This is a genomic window from Pseudomonas sp. ICMP22404 (genome assembly GCF_006227205.1).
Taxonomy (GTDB): domain Bacteria; phylum Pseudomonadota; class Gammaproteobacteria; order Pseudomonadales; family Pseudomonadaceae; genus Aquipseudomonas.
Window position 1 is genome coordinate 163,739 of record NZ_VCNG01000002.1, and the last position, 17,968, is coordinate 181,706.

The following is a 17,968-nucleotide window of genomic DNA, read 5'->3' on the forward strand; positions in this document are numbered from 1 at the left end:
TGGACAGATATCAGCCCTGGCCGCCCAAGCCCCCTTTTCTGGCCCCCAATGACCTCAAGCCGACACGCCGGCGTGCCTTAACGTGGGAACTGCCAGACCCACAACAAGAAAGGCGCACCCATGCGCCGCCGAGAGGGGCTTTATGTCGGCAACTTTTCCTTCTGTCCTGCTTCAAACCGCGACCCTCACGCTGCTTGGCGCGCTGCTCGCCGGATGCGGCGAAGAGGCCAAGCCGCCTGCGCCCGCGGCCGTCAACGCCATGCCCGCCGATGCGGCGCTGGCCCAGGTCTACGACAGCAGTTGCAAGCTCTGCCATGCCAACCCCGGCGCCGGTGCGCCCCTGACCGGCGACGTCAATGCCTGGGCGCCGCGGGTGGCCCAGGGCGCCGATACCCTGCTGGACCACGCGATCAACGGCTACAACGGCATGCCGCCGATGGGCATGTGCATGCACTGTTCCGAAGAGCAGTTCCTGGCGTTGATCGCCTTCATGTCCGGCCAACAATTCCAATAGCAGGGGCATGACGATGGACTACTCACGACGCCAATGGCTGCAGCGGGCCGGTGTGGTTGCCGCCTTCACGGCGATGGGCAGCCAGGGCGCCCTGGCCGACCTGATGCGCGCGCCACGATTGATCCCATGGCGCAACTGGTCCGGTGCACAGAGTTGCCTGCCTGCCGCGCGGCTGGCGCCCAAGGACCTCGATGAACTGGTGCAAGTGGTGATCCGCGCCGATGGGCGGATCCGTCCGGTGGGCTCCGGTCATTCCTTCAGTGCCCTGGTGCCCACCGATGGAACTCTGTTGTCCCTGAGTTTTTTCAGCGGCCTGCTGGAGCATGACGCAGCCAGTCTGCAAGCCGAGTTCGGCGGCGGTACACCGATGTCGCGCATGGGCCCGGCGCTCAAGGCCATCGGCCAGGCGTTGCCGAACATGGCCGACGTGGATTATCAGACTCTGGCCGGCGCCATCGCTACCTCGACCCATGGTACCGGCAAGGCCTTCGGCTCGTATGCCTCCCAGGTCGTCGGCCTGCAACTGGTGACGGCCAGCGGCGAGGTATTCGATTGCGATGCCAAGCGTCACCCCGAGGTGTTCAAGGCGGGACGTGTGTCGCTCGGAGCGCTGGGGTTGGTGACCCGTGTGCGCTTGCAGAACCGCGCTGCCTATCGGTTGCGCGAGCGCCAATGGGTGGCGAAAACCGAAGAGTTGCTGGAAGAGGTGGACGCCAATACCCGGGATAACCAGCACTGGGAAATGCAGGTGGTTACCCACTCCGACTATGCGCTGTCGATCACCCTGAACGAAACCACCGATCCGGCCACGCCGCCCATCAGTCCCGAGGAGGAGGGCGGCAATGAATTCGTCACCCTGATCGAGAAGCTCGACAAGTACGGCAGCGACTTTCCGGCGATCCGACGATCGTTGCTCAACAGCCTGCGACTGGTGGCCGACTTCGACGACCGGGTCGGTGATTCCCATGACATCTACGCCAATGCCCGTACCGTGCGTTTCAATGAGATGGAGTATTCAGTGCCGGCCGAGCATGGGCCGGCGTGTCTGCGGGAGATCCTCGCGCTGATTCGCGACAAGGACCTGCGGACCTGGTTTCCCATCGAATACCGCTACGTGAAGGCCGACGACATCCCCTTGAGCATGTTCGAAGGACGGGACAGTTGTTCGATCTCCGTCCACCAGCATTACCAGATGGACCATCACAATTTCTTCGCCGCCATCGAGCCGATTTTCTGGAAATACCAGGGCCGACCGCACTGGGGGAAATTGCATTCCCTGAACGCCAGGGCGCTCCAGGCGCTGTACCCGCGCTGGAACGAATTCATCCAGGTGCGCCAGGCCCTGGATCCCGCTGGGAAGTTTCTAAATGGGCATCTTTCAACGATCCTGGGGGTGAGCTGATGGCTTTCAATCGTCGTGGTTTGCTGAAGGGAACGTTGGGCGCCGGGATATTGCTGGCCGGTGCCGGGGCCTGGCTGCGGCCGGATGACCGGGGCGGGCCGTACAGTGATTATTTCCGTCAGTTGAACCGCGAGCTCAAGGCCCATGGCCCCATGCGTCCGGTGATGCTGATCGACCTGGATCGCCTCGATCACAATATCGATGTGGTGAAGGCTTCGGTCCGGCGCGCGGGCAAGCAGTTGCGGCTGGTGGAGAAGTCTCTGCCTTCGCCTCAATTGCTGAAGTACATCGGCGAGCGGGCCGAGACCCGGCGGTTGATGTCGTTTCACCAGCCGTTTCTCAACCACGATGCGCTGCAGTTTCCCGATGCCGATATCTTGCTGGGCAAGCCGCTGCCGGTGCGTTCCGCCGAGCTGTTCTATCAGCTTCACAAAGGCCCGTTCGACCCGTCCCGCCAGTTGCAGTGGCTGCTGGATACGCCCGAGCGCGTCCAGCAATACCAGGCCCTGGCCCAAGGGCTGGGCACGCGCATGCGGGTCAATATCGAACTGGACGTCGGCCTGCACCGGGGCGGGGTGGCCGATGACGCGAGCCTGGACGCGATGCTCAAGCTGATTCGTGCCCATCCTGCGCAATTGGAGTTCGCCGGGTTCATGGGCTATGACCCATTCGTAGGCATGGGCGTGCCGGAACTGTTGGCGAGCCCTGAAACGCTGTTGGCGCGGGTCATGGCGACCTACACCACGCGGGTGGATTTCCTCCGGTTGCGCTACCCCGACCTGTGGCACCCGGGCCTGACCCTCAATACCGCGGGCAGCCCCAGCTATCGCCTGCATGAACAGGAACGCCTCAGTAGCGAAGTGTCGGTGGGCACGGCCATGCTCAAACCCAGTCATTACGACCTGCCCTCCTTGAGCGAGCATGTGCCGGCGGCCTACATTGCGACCCCGGTGCTCAAGCGCACCGGCGCGGTGAACCTTCCGGCGCTGGACGACAAGTCGCGGATCTTTTCCTGGTGGGACGTGAACCAGCGCGAGACCTTCTTCCTCTACGGTGGCAACTGGATGGCCGATTTCGAATCCCCTCCCGGCCTGAAGAGCAACAGTCTCTATGGCCGCAGTTCCAACCAGGAAATGGCCAATGGCTCCGAGGCGGTGGGGCTGGCGGTGGAGGACCAGGTGTTCCTGAGGCCGACCCAGGTCGAGTCGGTGCTGCTGCAGTTCGGTGATCTGCTGGCGGTGCGCGGGGGGCGGATTGTCGAGACGTGGCCGGTCTATGGTTGATCCAGTGTGGCAGTGATCGTTCCCGCGCTCTGCGTGGGAATGCCTCAACGGACGCTCTGCGTTCGGCTCTTCGGGACGCGGAGCGTCCCTGGCTGTATTCCCACGCAGAGCGTGGGAACAATCAGAAGAGGCGCTTATAGCTCAAACGGAATACTCAGCTTCGCCCAGAGCATTTCGCCTTCGGGGCGGTTCTCCACGTCGAATTCCTTGGCCCAGCGAACCTCGGCGCTGGCGTACTTGAGGAAGGTCAGGTACAGCGCCGGGCCGATGGCGAAGACCTGGCCGCGCACGCCATCGTCCACATCCTGACCGGCGAATTGCACGGTGCGACCGAACTGTTTGTCGTCGGTGGTCTGCTTGAGGTAGTAGCCGTTGAGCCCCACCCTCAGGTTGTCGGTCAGCCGGTAGCTGGCGGAATAATCGAAATGAAAAATCTGCCCCGAGCGGTAGTCGGTGTCCTTGTTCTTCTGGTTGAAGCTGTAGGTGGTTTTCATCGACACCTCGGTGTTTTCCGTGGGCAGCCAGGTGAAGGAAAACAGCGGTTTGTAGGTGTAGAAATTATTGCTGGTGTTGGCCAGTCGATCGGAACTGTATTCGCCGGTGGGCACGGTGATTTCCACGGCCGCGGCCAGGGTCAGGTTCTTGCCCATGTCCCAGAGCACGATGGGGGAAATGGTGGTATCGCCCATGCCTTCGCGGGTGTCGCTCATGCCGAACAGCGCGACCTCCTGCTTGATCCAGGGCTGGGCGACATAGATCCCCAGTCGCCCACCGGCGAACCGCAGCGGACTCAGGTAATCGATGCGCGGGATCACGGCAGTGGACTCGATTTCGACCCCCGGCACCTTGCCGCCCAGCGAACTGATGTTGAATGTCCGGGCTTTGTAATGGTTGTAGTAGAGGTTGAACGCGACCATGTTGTCCGGAAGGCTGTCGACCTCCAGCGGCAACACGAAGAAGCCGTCGGTGCCGGGGCCGATGTTGTCGACTCCGTTTTCGGTGGCCAGGGCGGGCAGCGCGCAGCTGCAGGCCAGGCCCAGGGTCATTTGCAAGGCGAATGTCGTGCGGATCGGGTTCATGTGAGGCGCTCATTATTATTGTTGGAGGTACACCGAAGGTCCGAGCCATACAAATAAGCCGTTCGCGGCTGGCAGGGCAGGGTATTGGCGGCCATACAGGGGGGCTTGAGCGGCCAGATTTAGCGTCCCTCTTCCCATGTGGGCATGCTAACGTTTATGAAACAACCGGTTACAAAAACGCCACCTAACGTGTCCCGGAACCCGCCATGCAGATGAAAGTCATCGACCCCACCTATGAGCTGGCGCTGGTCTCGCCATTCCTGCTGCAGACTCTGGCTGAAGTCGTGGCGGACAAGGGTTTCGATGCTGCCAGCCTGTGTCGCGGCCTGGGGTTCGGCCTCGACGACCTGCAGGATCCCGCCCAGCGCATTTCCCATCGCCAGGCCGTGGTCATGATCCAACGGGCACTCAAGCTGTTGCCGGATCAGGGCCTGGGGTTGTGGGTCGGCGATCGCAATGTACTCGGCACCCTGGGCCTGCTGGGGCATGTGTTGTCACTGTGCGAAACCCTGCGCGATGCCTTCGCACTGGGGATTCGTTATCAGCACACCACCGGTGGCATCGCCGTGACCAGTGTCGAAGAGGCCGCCGACCGGATCATGGTCGACGCAACCTGCCGCCTGCCCTTCGCCGAGGTCCAGGTGTTTGCGGTCGAAGAGTTCTTCGCCAGCCTGATGGTGTATGGCCGGGCGCTGGCGGGCCCGGATTTCAAGCCCCAGGCCGTGGAGTTCATGCACGCGGCGCCGTCCTATGCCCCGGAGTACCAGCGGATCCTCGGGCCGGAGGTGCGCTTCGGTTGCCGATACAATCGCATGCTGATCGATATCCGCTGGTTGGACGTGCGCTTGCCCAATCATCACCCGCTGGCCCTGCGTCAGGCATTGGCCTTGCTGGACCAGGAAGCGGCCGAGGTTCATCAGAAGATCGACCTGATCCAGGCGGTGGAGCGGGCGATTGCCCGGGACCTGACCCGGGGCAGCCACATCGAGAAAGTTGCCGGTGATCTGAATATGAGCAGCCGGACCCTGCGACGGCGCCTGACCGAGCACAACCTGACGTTCGAAGCCTTGCTCGAACAGGTGCGCCGTGGCCGGACGCTGAGCCTGCTGGCCAACCCCGAGCTGTCCATCGAGCGGATCACCGAAGAGGTCGGCTACAGCGATGTACGCAGTTTCCGCCGGGCCTTCCGGCGCTGGACCGGGATGAGCCCTAGCGCGTTTCGCAGCGAGGGGGCCGAGAGCTAGCCGCCAGATCATCAATATCAGCTGATCCACCGCTTTCGCGAGCAAGCCCGCTCCCACAGGGATGTGCATGGCTGTGAACTGACTGGTGGTGCTTGTCAGAAAAAACCGACAGGAGTACAAATGTACTCCATGACGACTCTTACCCCTCGCCGCACCGCCATCCTGACCTTCATCCGCGAACGCATCGCCGAGCAGGGTCAGCCTCCCAGCCTTGCTGAAATCAGCGAGGCGTTCGGTTTCGCCTCCCGCAGCGTGGCGCGCAAGCATGTGCTGGCGTTGACCGAAGCCGGTTTTATCGAAGTCAATCCGCACCAGGCCCGGGGCATTCGCTTGCTGAATCAGCCGCCGCGTCCCGAGCTGCTGGATGTGCCGGTGCTGGGACGTGTGGCCGCCGGCCGGCCGATCGGCGCCGATGCCGAGGTCCACGATCGTCTGATGCTGGACCCGGCGATTTTCACCAGGGCGCCGGATTACCTGTTGCGGGTCCAGGGCGACTCGATGATCGGCGACGGCATCCTCGACGGTGACCTGGTGGGGGTCCAGCGCACGCCCCAGGCCGCGAACGGACAGATCGTGGTGGCGCGGCTCGATGGTGAAGTCACCATCAAGCGTTTCGAACAAATCGGCGAGCGGGTGCGCTTGCTGCCACGCAATCCGGCCTATCAGCCGATCATCGTCGAGGCCGACCAGGACCTGGCGATAGAAGGGGTGTTCTGTGGCCTGTTGAGGCAAGGCTGATGGGCGCGGTCGTAGCGCTGGACACGCTGTTCAATGGCGGCCAGGTCTGGAAAGGCCGGCCTGCACCTCCGGCTGCCAGCCCGCAACCCACCGGCCATGCCGCACTGGACGCGGCGTTGCCCAGTGGTGGCTGGCCGGAAGCGGCGCTGACGGAAATCCTTCTTGCCGCGCCGGGCCTGGGTGAGTTGCAACTGGTGTGGCCGACCCTGGCGCGACTGTCTGCGCAGGGGGAGCGGATCGTGCTGGTGGCACCGCCGTTCGTGCCCTATCCCCAGGCCTGGCAGAGCGCCGGGGTGGACCTGAGCCAACTGTCGGTGATCCGGGCCGATGAGCGCGATGCCCTGTGGGCCGTTGAACAATGCTTGCGTTCGGGCAGTTGCGGGGCGGTCCTGTGCTGGCCTCGCCAGGCGGACGATCGTGCCTTGCGCCGCCTGCAAGTGGCCGCGGAAACCGGCCAGACCCTGGCATTCGCCTGGCGCCCGATCCAGGAAGCCATCAATCCGTCGCCGGCGGCCCTGCGCATTGCCATCGATGCCGGGCCCGGGCAGTTGCGGGTGCTTAAATGCCGCGGCGGGTTGGTCCGTTCGGCACCGATTGCCTTTGCTCACGCCGCGCCAACAGGGCATTGAGGTTGCGATGCGCTGGGTCTGCATTCTCTTTCCGCAATTGGCGCTGGACGCCGCGCTGCGTCAGCGCCCCGATCCCGAGGAGCCCCTGGCGCTGTTGACCGGCCCGGCCCAGCGTCGGGTGCTGCAAGCGGTCAACGAGTCCGCCCGGGCCCTGGGCCTGCGCCCCGGCCAGACCATGACCGCCGCCCAGGCCCTGAGCAAAGGCTTTGCCACCGCCGAATACGACGCCGCGCAGATTGAGCACTGGCAACAGTTCCTGGCGGCCTGGGCTTACCGGTTCAGTTCCCAAGTCAGCGTGCATTACCCGCGCACGCTGCTGTTCGAGATCGAGTCGAGCCTGGGCCTGTTCGGGCCATGGCCGGTCTTCGAGACGCGGCTGCGGGCCGAACTGACGGAATTGGGCTTCCGTCATCGCATCGTCGCGGCCCCGAACCCGGTGGCGGCGCGGGTGCTCGCCAATGCTCATGACGCCCTGGTGGTACCGGATGCCGATAGCCTGCAACAACGCCTGGGGCAAATGCCGGTGGATCGGATCGGCCTGCCCGCCGACGTCGCCACGGCGTTGTCGCGCATGGGGCTGCGCTGCCTGGAACAGGTCCAGGCCTTGCCCCGGCACACGCTGGCACGGCGCTTCGAAGCCCAGGTCCTCAAGCACCTCGACGCATTGGTTGGCAGTCGCACCCTGGCGCTGTCGTTCTACCTGCCACCGGACCGTTTCGATGTGCGCATCGAACTCAACTACGACGTCCAGTCCCATCAGGCGCTGCTGTTCCCGTTACGCCGGTTGACCGGTGACCTGTCGGCCTTCCTGTGCGGCCGGGACAGTGGCGTGCAGCGTTTTGACCTGCACCTGGAGCACGCCGGGTTGCCGGACACGATCATCAAGGTCGGCCTGCTCAGTGCCGAGCGGGACCCCTCGATGCTCTTCGAACTGGCCCGTGGCCGTTTGGAGCAGGTGCAGGTCGAGGCGCCAGTGCGTGGCTTTCGCTTGTGCGCCGAGGACCTGCCGAGCTTCGTGCCCCAGCGCCTGGAGCTGTTCGATGAGCGTCCCCAGCAGTCCTTGCCTTGGGAGCAACTGCGGGAGCGGTTGCGCGCACGGTTGGGGGACGAGGCGGTGCAGGGCCTGGGGTTTCGCGACGACCATCGGCCTGAGTGCGCCTGGCAGATGACACCTCAACCCCGGCCTCAGGCAGGTACGGTGCGCAGTGGCGTGCAGCGTCCCGGCTGGCTGCTGGACGAACCCCAGGCGTTGCCGGAAGGCCAGGCGCGCGTTCTCATGGGCCCGGAACGCATCGAGACCGGCTGGTGGGACGGCGCCGACGTGCGCCGCGATTACTACCTGGTCGAAACCCGTGGGGGGCAACGGGGCTGGGCCTATCGACCGGTGGGCGAGGGCGGTCCGTTGTGGTTGCAGGGTTGGTTCGCATGAACGTCGACTACGCCGAGCTGCATTGCCTGTCGAATTTCAGTTTCCAGCGTGGCGCTTCCAGTGCATTGGAACTGTGTCGCCGGGCCAGCCAGCAAGGCTACCGGGCCCTGGCGATCACCGACGAGTGCACGTTGGCCGGTATTGTTCGGGCCTGGCAAGCGGCCAAGGAATTGAGCCTGCCATTGATCGTCGGCAGCGAGATCCGGATCGAGAACGGTCCGAAGCTGGTGCTGCTGGTGGAAAATCTCGAAGGCTATCAAGCTCTGTGCCGTTTGATCACCCGCGCCCGCCGACGCAGCGAGAAGGGCCGTTATCGCATCGTGCGGGAAGACTTCGACGATCCCTGGCCGGGGTTGTTGGCACTGTGGGTACCCGATGGCAACGACGTCGAGGAGCAGGGCCGCTGGCTTCAGTCGGTCTTCGCCGGGCGCCTGTGGCTGTCGGTCCAGTTGCATTGCGGACAGGACGACCGGCGTCGCCTGGCCGACTTGCTGGCACTGGCGGACCGCCTGGCACTGCCTGCCGTCGCCACCGGCGATGTACACATGCATGTGCGCGGCCGCCGCGCCTTGCAGGACACCATGACCGCCATCCGGCATCACGTCACGGTGGCCGAGGCCGGCCAGCGCCTGCATCCCAACGGCGAGCGCCATCTGCGCAGCCGTAAGGATCTGGCCGATCTCTATCCCCGCCGGTTGCTCGATGAAACCCTGGCGATCGCCCGGCGTTGCACCTTCGATCTGGATCAGTTGCGCTATGAATACCCTCGGGAGCTGGTGCCCGAGGGGCATGATCCGACGTCGTGGTTGCGGGAACTGACCGAACGGGGCCTGCGCGAGCGCTGGAAGAACGGTGTGGAGGATCGGATTCGGCGACAGATAGACACCGAGTTGGAGCTGATTGCCGAGCTGGGCTACGACAGCTATTTCCTCACTGTGCAGGACATCGTCAGCTTTGCCCGCCAGCGCAACATCCTTTGCCAGGGGCGTGGGTCGGCGGCCAACTCGGCGGTGTGTTATGCCCTGGGCATTACCGAAATCGACCCGAGCCGAACCAACTTGTTGTTCGAGCGGTTCCTGTCCCGAGAGCGCAACGAGCCGCCGGACATCGACGTGGATTTTGAACATGAGCGCCGCGAAGAGGTGCTGCAATATGTCTTCCAGCGCTACGGTCGCCATCGCGCGGCGCTGACGGCAGTGGTCAGCAGTTACCACGGTGCCGGGGCGGTGCGGGACGTCGCCAAGGCCCTGGGCTTGCCGCCGGATCAGGTCAACGCATTGGCCGACTGTTGCGGTCGCTGGAGCGACGAGGCGCCCCCCGTGGAGCGTCTGCGCGAGGGTGGTTTCGACCCGGACAGTCCGATCTTGCGCCGGGTGCTGGGCCTGACCCAGCAACTGATCGGCTTTCCCCGACACCTGTCCCAGCACCCCGGCGGCTTCGTGATTTCCCAGCAGCCCCTGGACACCCTGGTGCCGGTGGAAAACGCCGCCATGGCCGAGCGCACTATCATCCAGTGGGACAAGGACGATCTGGATGCGGTCGGGCTGCTCAAGGTGGATATCCTCGCCCTGGGCATGCTCAGCGCGATCCGCCGATGTTTCGACCTGATCGCGCACTACCGCGGGCAGCGATACACCTTGGCAGGTTTGCCCCGTGAAGGTGCCGCCACCTTCGAGATGATCAGCCGTGCGGACACCATCGGGGTGTTCCAGATTGAATCACGGGCGCAGATGGCGATGTTGCCCCGGCTCAGGCCCAAGGATTTCTACGACCTGGTGATCGAAGTGGCGATCGTGCGGCCGGGGCCGATCCAGGGCGGCATGGTGCATCCGTACCTGAAGCGGCGAAATGGCGAGGAGGAAGTCACCTATCCTTCGGAAAAATTGAAGACAGTGCTCGGGCGTACCCTGGGGATTCCATTGTTCCAGGAGCAGGTCATGCAGATCGCCATCGTGGCGGCCGACTATACCCCCGGCGAAGCGGACCAGTTGCGCCGTTCCATGGCCGCCTGGAAACGTCACGGCGGGCTTGAGCCGCATCGCGAGCGCCTGGCAGAGGGGATGGAGCGCAACGGCTACACCCCGGAATTCGCCGCGCAGATCTTCGAGCAGATCAAGGGCTTCGGCAACTACGGTTTCCCGGAGTCCCACGCCGCCAGTTTCGCCTTGCTGACCTACGCCAGCAGTTGGCTCAAATGCCACGAGCCGGCAGCCTTCGCCTGCGCCCTGATCAACAGTTGGCCCATGGGGTTCTACAGTCCGGATCAGATTCTGCAGGATGCCCGCCGGCATCAATTGCAGATCCGTCCGGTGGACGTGCGCGCCAGTGATTGGGATTGCAGTCTCGAACCCTTGGAGGGGCGGCAACCGGCGATTCGCATGGGCTTGCGCCTGATCAAGGGTTTTCGTGAAGACGATGCCCGGCGTATCGAAGCGGCCCGTCGGCAGCGGGCGTTCAGTGACGTGGCCGACCTGGGCGAGCGTGCGCAACTCGATGCCCGGGCCCAGGCGCAATTGGCCGACGCCGGTGCCTTGCGTGGCCTGGTCGGTGATCGCCATCGTGCGCGTTGGGAAGTGGCGGGCGTGCAAAAGCAATTGGGTCTGTTTGCCGGTTTGCCCAGTCAGGAAGAACCGCCGGTGCACCTGCCCAAGCCTTCGCTGGGGGAGGACCTGTTCGCCGACTACGCCACCCTCGGCACAACACTGGGCCCGCATCCGCTGGCCTTGCTGCGCCCAGAACTGCGCGCCCGACGCTGTCGCAGCTCCCGGGAGTTGCAGGAGGTGGAGCATGGCCGCAACGTCAGCGTCGCCGGCCTGGTCACCGGTCGCCAGCGCCCCGGCACGGCCAGTGGGGTGACCTTCGTCACCCTGGAAGATGAATTCGGCAATCTCAATGTGGTGGTCTGGCGCGACCTGGCGGAGCGCCAACGCAAAGTCCTGGTGGGCTCCCAATTGCTGCGGGTCGACGGGCGCTGGGAAAGCGTCGGCGAAGTCCGCCACCTGATCGCTGGACGCCTGAGCGACCTGACTGAATTGCTGGCGGGCATTCACGTGCAAAGCCGCGATTTCCGCTGACACGGCTGTCGCATCACAGCAACCTGTGGCGAGGGGATTTATCCCCGCTGGGGCGCGAAGCGCCCCAAATCTGAGCATGCGGTGTGCCAGACGGTTGAGGGGGCTGCTGCGCAGCCCAGCGGGGCGGTGCGACGTTTCGCTAAATCCCCTCGCCACAGACCTTGTTTGGGGCCGGGACCGGTGGACGGCTTCGTGACTTGCCCATGAAACCAAATGCCAACCTCGCGCTCGAAGGTCTGAGCACAAGGGGCTCGCGATTGTCGATTCCCAGCAGCCATTCGAGGTTCAGAGTCGCCCATGCAGTTCTTATCCCAGCCTCACGGATGTCCCGGGTGGGACGGTGAAATGGCCCGGCGTATCCGGGCATATGATTGGCGCCAGACTGAACTGGGCCCTATCGAACATTGGTCTGCCAGCCTGCGCAGCGCTGTCCAAATATTGTTGGCTTCGCCGTTGCCGATGGTCATGTTATGGGGCCGCCAGGGCTTCATGATCTACAACGATGCCTACGCCGAGTTCGCCGGCGGGCGCCATCCCTATCTGCTGGGATGCGCGGTGGAGCTGGGTTGGCCGGAAGTGGCCGAGTTCAATCGTCACGTGCTGGACGTATGCCTGGCCGGGGGCACGTTGTCCTATCGCAGCAAGGAACTGGTCCTGTTGCGTGATGGCAAGCCCGAAGATGTGTGGATGGACCTTTTCTACAGCCCGGTACCCGACGATGACCAGGCACCGGCCGGCGTGCTGGCGATTGTCGTGGAAACCACCGAGCTGGTCCTGTCCGAGCGGGCTCGCCAGGCAGCGGAGCGCAGCTATCGCGCCGTCAATGAACGCATCCAGCTGGCCCTTTCGGCCGGGCCGCTGCTGGGCTCTTTTGTCTGGGATGTCCAGGCCGACACGCTGTCCGGGGACGAGCGTTTCGCCCGCACGTTCGACTACCCGCCAGACACTCCGCTGGAGGCGTTGCCCATCGAGATTGCCCGCCAGCGTATTCATCCCGATGACCTTGACGAGGTCAATCAGCGCATTGACCTGACCTTGCGCACCGGTTCGACCTTCAATGCCGAATACCGGGTGCGACGCCCCGAGGGCGATGACCTGTGGGTGCAGGCCAGCGGTCGATGCGAGTTCGATGCGTTGGGCAAGCCCCTGCGTTTCCCCGGTGTGCTGATTGACATCAACGAACGCAAGATCGCCGAAGCGTCGTTGCTCAGGTTTACCCGTGACCTGGAGCAGCGGGTCGCCGATGAGGTCCAGGCGCGGCTGGCGGCCGAAGAGCAGTTGCGCCAGTCGCAGAAGCTCGAGGCCATTGGCGGACTCACCGGCGGCGTCGCCCATGACTTCAACAACCTGCTGCAAGTGATCGCTGGCAACCTGCACTTGCTGGCACGTCACGAGCCGGACAATGCCAATGTGCAGCGCAGGATCAGTGCCTCCATCGAGGCGGTGGAGCGGGGCGCCAAGCTGTCATCGCAACTGCTGGCCTTCGCCCGTCGCCAGCCGCTGTCACCGGCGGTCTACAACCCCCGGCGCATCTACGACGACCTGGAGGAATTGCTGCAACGGGCCTTGGGCGAGACCATCCGGATCGATGTGACCCTGCCCGACGAGCCCTGGTGCATCCATGTGGATCGCAACCAGTTGGAAAATGCCCTGCTGAATCTGGCGATCAATGCCCGCGATGCCATGGGCGGCGATGGCACCATCCAGATACTGGGCGAGAACATCGTGCTCGACGAAGCGTCCTGTGCCGGCAAAGGCATCCCGGCGGGCGAGTATGTGCGGTTGTCGGTCATCGACAGTGGCACAGGCATGCCGCCCGATATTCTCAAACAGGTATTCGAGCCGTTCTTCACCACCAAGACCGATGGCCAGGGCACCGGGTTGGGCCTGAGCATGGTGTTCGGGTTCGTCAAGCAGAGCGGCGGGCATATCGAGATCGCCAGCGACATGGGCAAGGGCACGCGGGCGCAGATGTACTTTCCTCGCAGCTATCAGCCTGAAGCCGGTGAACAGATCCACGACTACACGCCGCAACCCGGCAGGCATGAGACGATCCTGGTGGTGGAGGACAACGATGCGGTGCGCAGTGCATCGGTGGAGTTGCTCGAGCAGTCCGGCTATCGAACCCTCACCGCCGCCAATGCCGACGCGGCCATGAAGCTGTTGCTCGAAGGCGTCAAGGTGGACCTGATTTTCACCGACGTGGTCATGCCCGGCCTGATCAAGAGTTCCGACCTGGCGGCCTGGGCCAAGGTGCAGACGCCGCCGGTGCCGGTACTGTTCACGTCAGGTCACACACGGGACATCATTTCCCGCAACCATCAACTGAGTCCCGATACCCATCTGCTGAGCAAGCCCTATGGGCCGGATGCGCTGACCCGTATGGTCCGGTCGGTGCTTGGCGGCTGATCGCACCACCGCAAACAAATGGAACCGAAGCCGTTGCGTTCCCTTCGAATGATCAAGGCCGGTCATCAACCGGCCTCTGTCATGAAGAGGTGCCCATGAACGACGATCGTGCAAACACGGCGCAACAAGGTCAGACGCAGAACCCGTCACCCCGCAACGACCCGGCCATCGATCCCCAACTGCCCGATGCCAAGCCGGTCAGCCCGGCTGGATCGGACCAGGCCCAGAGCGCTGCCGAGGAGGTCGATCAGAAAAGACATCACCAGGAAAACGACAACACCTTCAGCCCGGGTTTCAAGCCCGATCCTGACCGGCCGAAGTCCGGCGATGACACTGACGCCGATATCGACACCGACGGCGGTTGACCGATCTGCGCAAAAAAGGCTCGTCCTCCTGGGAGGACGAGCCTTTGAGTACAGTCAGGAAGAGATTACTTGCTGGGGTGCGCGGCCTGGAGTTTCTTGGCCAGTTCCAGGTGGTGCTGCAGATCCGGCAGCATCTTCTGGGCGAACGCCTTGAGCTCGGTGTTGCCGGGCTTCTTGTCGTCCGTCACGGTCTCGGCTTCTTTCTTGAACAAGGTGATGGTTTCTTCGTGGGCCTTGACCTGATTGTTGGCATAGGCGGCATCGAAGGATTCGTCGCGCATGTCAAGAATCTTGGCCTTCGCTTTCTTCACCAGGGTGGTTTCGTCCGGCACTTCGATGTCGTGCTTTTTCGCCAGGGTCATCAACTCCTGGTTGGCCTTGGTGTGGTCGGCGATCATCTTGTTGGCGAACTCCTTGACGTCCGCCGATGCGCTTTTTTCCAATGCCAGTTTGCTGGTTTCGATTTCCGCAATGCCGCCGGCCGCCGCGTTGTCGACGAAGTCGTTGGAACTCGCGGCCCATGCCATGCCCATGCTGGTACTCAGGGCAACTGCCAGACCGAGTTGACGCAGGGTAAATCCGTCCATAGGTATTCTCCAAACAGGTTGTACAAGTGATCTTGATGTCACTGTTCAATGGAGAGCGACGTGTGGACAAAGGTTTGATCGCAAAGCGATACGGTACGACGAACGGTCACCGCTGGTCGGATTGGCGGTCGACAGAACCCGGTCGGCAAGGCCATCCTGATGGTTGAGGCGTCCCTCAAAGGCGCCTGTCATTGACCGTCAGAAGGAGGTGTTCCATGCCGGTGTCCCATGATCTGTGCCAGGATCTCAAGTGCGAAAAAGACCACATCCAGCAAAAGCGCAGCGAGAATCCAAGACTCGACTCGCTGCTTCAAAAATACTCCCAGCTTGATGCCGAGGTGGTAGACGCCGAGAAACCGACGTCCGCCGCACTGTCCGACGTTGCCCTGGAGACGCTCAAGAAGAAACGATTGCAGGTCAAGGACGAGATCATGGAACACTTGCGCAAGTAACCTGATGGCGCGGGGGCTGTTTCCGTGGTGGGATTCAGCGAAACGTCGCACCGCTCCGCGGACTGCAAAGCGGCCCCCGCTCTTTAACCCAATGCATCAACTCAGCGGATCCCAGCGCTGGGACCAATCGCTGCCGCTCTTGACGACTGTACGCAGCACTTCGAACGCCTGTTGCAACGCTGCCGAATCCCGGTCCCGGGAATAGACCAGGTAAGTCGGATAGTTGAATTCCGGTGCCTTGGGCACTCGTTCCAGGATGCCGCTGTCCAGGTAGCTCTGCACGACCCGCGTGCGGAAGTAGCCGCTGCCGCCGTTTTCCAGGATGTATTGCAAGGCCAGGGGGCCGAGGTTGAAGGTGACGGCAGCCTTGGCCTTGTCCGGCAGGGCGGTGTCGTGCTGATGACGGAAATCGATGCCCCAGTCGATGTACACGTAGGGCTCCGGGCAACTGGCCAGCCGCACCAGGATCAGTTTTTCTTCCAGCAGCTGTTCAACCTGCAGTCTCGGCCAGTATTCGGGTTGATACACCAGCGCGGCATCCAGCAGGCCCAGTTCCAGCTGTTGCAGCAGTTTCTCGCCGTCGCGGATGTCCATGCGCAAGGCATGGCCGGGAATCGCCTGGCGCAGTTCACGGGCCCAACTGAGCATCAAGGGATTGCACAGGCTGACCTCGCCGCCGATGTGCAGGACATTGCGATAGCCCTCGGGCAGGGGCAGGTCCCGACGAGCCGCTTCCCAGGTCTGCACGAGCTGATTGGCGTAGACGACGAAGGCTTCACCGTCGGTGGTCAGTCGCGCACCGGCTCGGTTGCGCACGAACAGCGCGCAACCGAGCTGACTTTCCAGTTTCTGTACCCGAGCGGTAATCGCCGTCTGGGTGACATGCAGCTTGTCGGCCGCTGCGGCGAGACTGCCGTGGCGGACAATTTCCAGGAAGGTGCGGGCGAGATCGATGTCCATGGTCGGGCCGATGCGGGGGAAGCGGGCATTGTAAGAGCTGGCACGCCTCCCCGATACCGACAATCACTGGACGGCTTCGGTCTCCGTCATCCGCGCCCATGGCGCAACCAGGCGTTCCGGCGTGCGACAGGCCTTGCGTTTGAACACGAAGTTGCGGCACTTTTCGGCGAAACCGTGGCGATTCTCCACCATGTCGCGCTGCATGTGCTGCAGCTCGCCATCCCGACACGCCTGGATCGCCGACAGGCTTCGTTCGGCCTTGCGGGCCCGGATGGCTTCGTAGGCGGGGTCGTGCCAGGCCCCGTTGGCCCGTTGTAGTAACCACAGGCCAAACTCGTCGGGGCAGCGTGGACCGATCTCCTGGACCATCCCATAGCGCAACGCCTGGCGGGCACTGATGGGCAGGCAGTCGTGGGTCAGTGTCCAGGCCCGGTCCGGCCCGACTGCGCGGGGCAGGCTGTAGGTCCAGTATTCGGAGCCGTACAGGCCCATGGTTGCGTAGTGGGGATTGAGCACGATGTCACTGCGAGCCAGCACGACATCGGCGGCCAGGGCCAGCATCACACCGCCTGCACCGGCATTGCCCGTCAGGCCGCTGACCACCAACTGCCGGGCGCTCAACAACTCAAGACAGACATCGTCGATGGCCTGGATGTTGGCCCAGGCCTCCAGGCCCGGTTGGGCGGCGGCCTGGATCACGTTCAGATGCACACCGTTGGAAAAACTGCCACGCCCGCCGCGGATCAACAGCACCCGAGTATCCCTGGACTTGGCCCAGCGCAGCGCGTCCACCAGGCGCCGGCATTGCTCGGTGCTCATCGCGCCGTTATAGAACTCGAACGTCAGTTCGCCCACCTGGCCGCATTCCCGGTAGCGAATGGGTTGATAAGCCTCGTCGCTGAACGGCTCTCGGGCCAATGAGCTGTCGAGCACCGGCACGCCGTCGAGTCGCTCCGACAGGACATGACGTGCCGGCCGCTTGAAGGTCGGTTCGCCGGGACGCGGTTTCTGGCGCAGGGCGCCGATCCAGAGGCTTGCGTCACCGGTTGCCACCAGCACCGCATCATCACGCACGGCCAGCAGTGTGCCGGGCAGGCCACGACGGCTATCCAGATGAGCGTCATACAGATAGAACTGGCCGCCGACCAGGCTCGCCAGCACGCCTGGCTGGCCATCGGCGGCGTCGATGCAGCGCTTGATAAACACGGCGCTGTCGTGCCAGCTGAATGTACGGTCGTCCTGGGTCATGTTCGGTCGCAGGCGCCCGACCACGTCATGGCGGCTGTAATCCAGCGGCACCGGGACGAAACCGCCGGCAAACTTTTCCACGACTTCGCGGATGCAGCGGATGGCCGCATCGCTGACCGGGCCGTTATACAACTCTGATTTGCGCAGACCTTCGGGCAAGTTGAACTCGCAGCTGGCCCAGATCGGCCCGGCGTCCATTTCCTCCACTGCTTGCAACGCCGTGACGCCCCAGCGTTCGGGTTGCCGCATGATGGTCCAGTCCAGCGCGCTGGCACCGCGATCACCGACGATGCCCGGGTGGATGATCACCACCGGCCGGCGGGGATTACGCCACAGTTGTTCGGGGACCCGGTCCTTGAGAAAGGGGCAGATCACCAGGTCGGCCCCGCTGTGTTCGATTTGCCGGCACACCGAATCCGGATCGGTGAACAGCACCACGCTGGGACGATGACCGGCCTCGCGCAGGTCCAGCCATGCACGTTGGGTCAGGCCGTTGAATGCGGTCGATAGCAAAATGATTTTCAATGTGGGCATGAAATTCCCTTCCTTGAGATA

The 17,968-nt window shown here is 63.5% G+C and carries 15 protein-coding genes; 11 read left to right on the top strand and 4 right to left on the bottom strand.

What is annotated here, in order from left to right; genetic code table 11:
• The first annotated feature begins 142 nt into the window (after positions 1–142).
• From FGE05_RS04525 to FGE05_RS04535, 3 genes are all read left to right on the top strand, one after another.
• Positions 143–514: a cytochrome c5 family protein gene (locus FGE05_RS04525; RefSeq protein WP_139641913.1), complete on the top strand. Its 372-nt coding sequence runs from the start codon at positions 143–145 to the stop codon at positions 512–514.
• Positions 515–587: 73 nt separating this feature from the next.
• Positions 588–1,916: a D-arabinono-1,4-lactone oxidase gene (locus tag FGE05_RS04530; protein WP_175361555.1), complete on the top strand. Its 1,329-nt coding sequence runs from the start codon at positions 588–590 to the stop codon at positions 1,914–1,916.
• 74 nt (positions 1,917–1,990) lie between these two features.
• A complete protein-coding gene (locus FGE05_RS04535) occupies positions 1,991–3,199 on the top strand; it encodes a DSD1 family PLP-dependent enzyme (RefSeq protein ID WP_176562979.1) in 1,209 nt (402 codons plus the stop codon).
• 134 nt (positions 3,200–3,333) lie between these two features.
• On the opposite strand, the gene FGE05_RS04540 is transcribed toward FGE05_RS04535, so the two are convergent.
• Positions 3,334–4,278, bottom strand: a complete 945-nt coding sequence (locus FGE05_RS04540) for a transporter (RefSeq protein ID WP_139641919.1) — start codon at positions 4,276–4,278, stop codon at positions 3,334–3,336.
• A gap of 206 nt (positions 4,279–4,484) precedes the next feature.
• Here FGE05_RS04540 and FGE05_RS04545 point away from each other — a divergent pair, with 206 nt between their 5' ends.
• From FGE05_RS04545 to FGE05_RS04575, 7 genes are all read left to right on the top strand, one after another.
• On the top strand, positions 4,485–5,522 hold the full coding sequence (locus tag FGE05_RS04545) for an AraC family transcriptional regulator (protein WP_139641920.1): 1,038 nt from the start codon (positions 4,485–4,487) through the stop codon (positions 5,520–5,522).
• A gap of 120 nt (positions 5,523–5,642) precedes the next feature.
• A complete protein-coding gene (lexA, locus tag FGE05_RS04550) occupies positions 5,643–6,260 on the top strand; it encodes a transcriptional repressor LexA (protein ID WP_139641922.1) in 618 nt (205 codons plus the stop codon).
• Positions 6,260–6,889 (top strand): translesion DNA synthesis-associated protein ImuA, encoded by a 630-nt coding sequence (gene imuA, locus FGE05_RS04555; protein WP_139641924.1) that lies wholly within the window; start codon positions 6,260–6,262, stop codon positions 6,887–6,889. The genes lexA and imuA overlap by 1 nt, the downstream gene beginning before the upstream one ends.
• A 7-nt stretch (positions 6,890–6,896) precedes the next feature.
• Complete coding sequence (locus tag FGE05_RS04560) at positions 6,897–8,318, top strand: DNA polymerase Y family protein (RefSeq protein ID WP_139641926.1); 1,422 nt, start codon at positions 6,897–6,899, stop codon at positions 8,316–8,318.
• On the top strand, positions 8,294–11,392 hold the full coding sequence (locus FGE05_RS04565; protein WP_218938863.1) for an error-prone DNA polymerase: 3,099 nt from the start codon (positions 8,294–8,296) through the stop codon (positions 11,390–11,392). The genes FGE05_RS04560 and FGE05_RS04565 overlap by 25 nt, the downstream gene beginning before the upstream one ends.
• Before the next feature lie 297 nt (positions 11,393–11,689).
• Complete coding sequence (locus FGE05_RS04570; RefSeq protein ID WP_139641931.1) at positions 11,690–13,801, top strand: ATP-binding protein; 2,112 nt, start codon at positions 11,690–11,692, stop codon at positions 13,799–13,801.
• A 95-nt stretch (positions 13,802–13,896) separates the two neighbouring features.
• Positions 13,897–14,166: a hypothetical protein gene (locus tag FGE05_RS04575; protein WP_139641933.1), complete on the top strand. Its 270-nt coding sequence runs from the start codon at positions 13,897–13,899 to the stop codon at positions 14,164–14,166.
• Between the two features lie 65 nt (positions 14,167–14,231).
• On the opposite strand, the gene FGE05_RS04580 is transcribed toward FGE05_RS04575, so the two are convergent.
• Entirely contained in the window at positions 14,232–14,753 is a 522-nt protein-coding gene (locus FGE05_RS04580) for a DUF4142 domain-containing protein (RefSeq protein WP_139641935.1), read from the bottom strand.
• 215 nt (positions 14,754–14,968) lie between these two features.
• On the opposite strand from FGE05_RS04580, the gene FGE05_RS04585 reads away from it, so the two are divergent.
• Complete coding sequence (locus tag FGE05_RS04585; protein WP_024781383.1) at positions 14,969–15,205, top strand: YdcH family protein; 237 nt, start codon at positions 14,969–14,971, stop codon at positions 15,203–15,205.
• A gap of 96 nt (positions 15,206–15,301) precedes the next feature.
• Here FGE05_RS04585 and FGE05_RS04590 read toward each other — a convergent pair whose 3' ends face one another.
• Both FGE05_RS04590 and FGE05_RS04595 read right to left on the bottom strand, forming a co-directional pair.
• Positions 15,302–16,165, bottom strand: a complete 864-nt coding sequence (locus tag FGE05_RS04590; RefSeq protein ID WP_139641937.1) for a LysR family transcriptional regulator — start codon at positions 16,163–16,165, stop codon at positions 15,302–15,304.
• Positions 16,166–16,228: 63 nt separating this feature from the next.
• Positions 16,229–17,947 carry a hydrogenase maturation protein gene (locus FGE05_RS04595; RefSeq protein WP_139641938.1) on the bottom strand — a complete coding sequence of 573 codons (1,719 nt, stop codon included), beginning with the start codon at positions 17,945–17,947 and terminating at the stop codon, positions 16,229–16,231.
• Positions 17,948–17,968 lie beyond the last annotated feature (21 nt).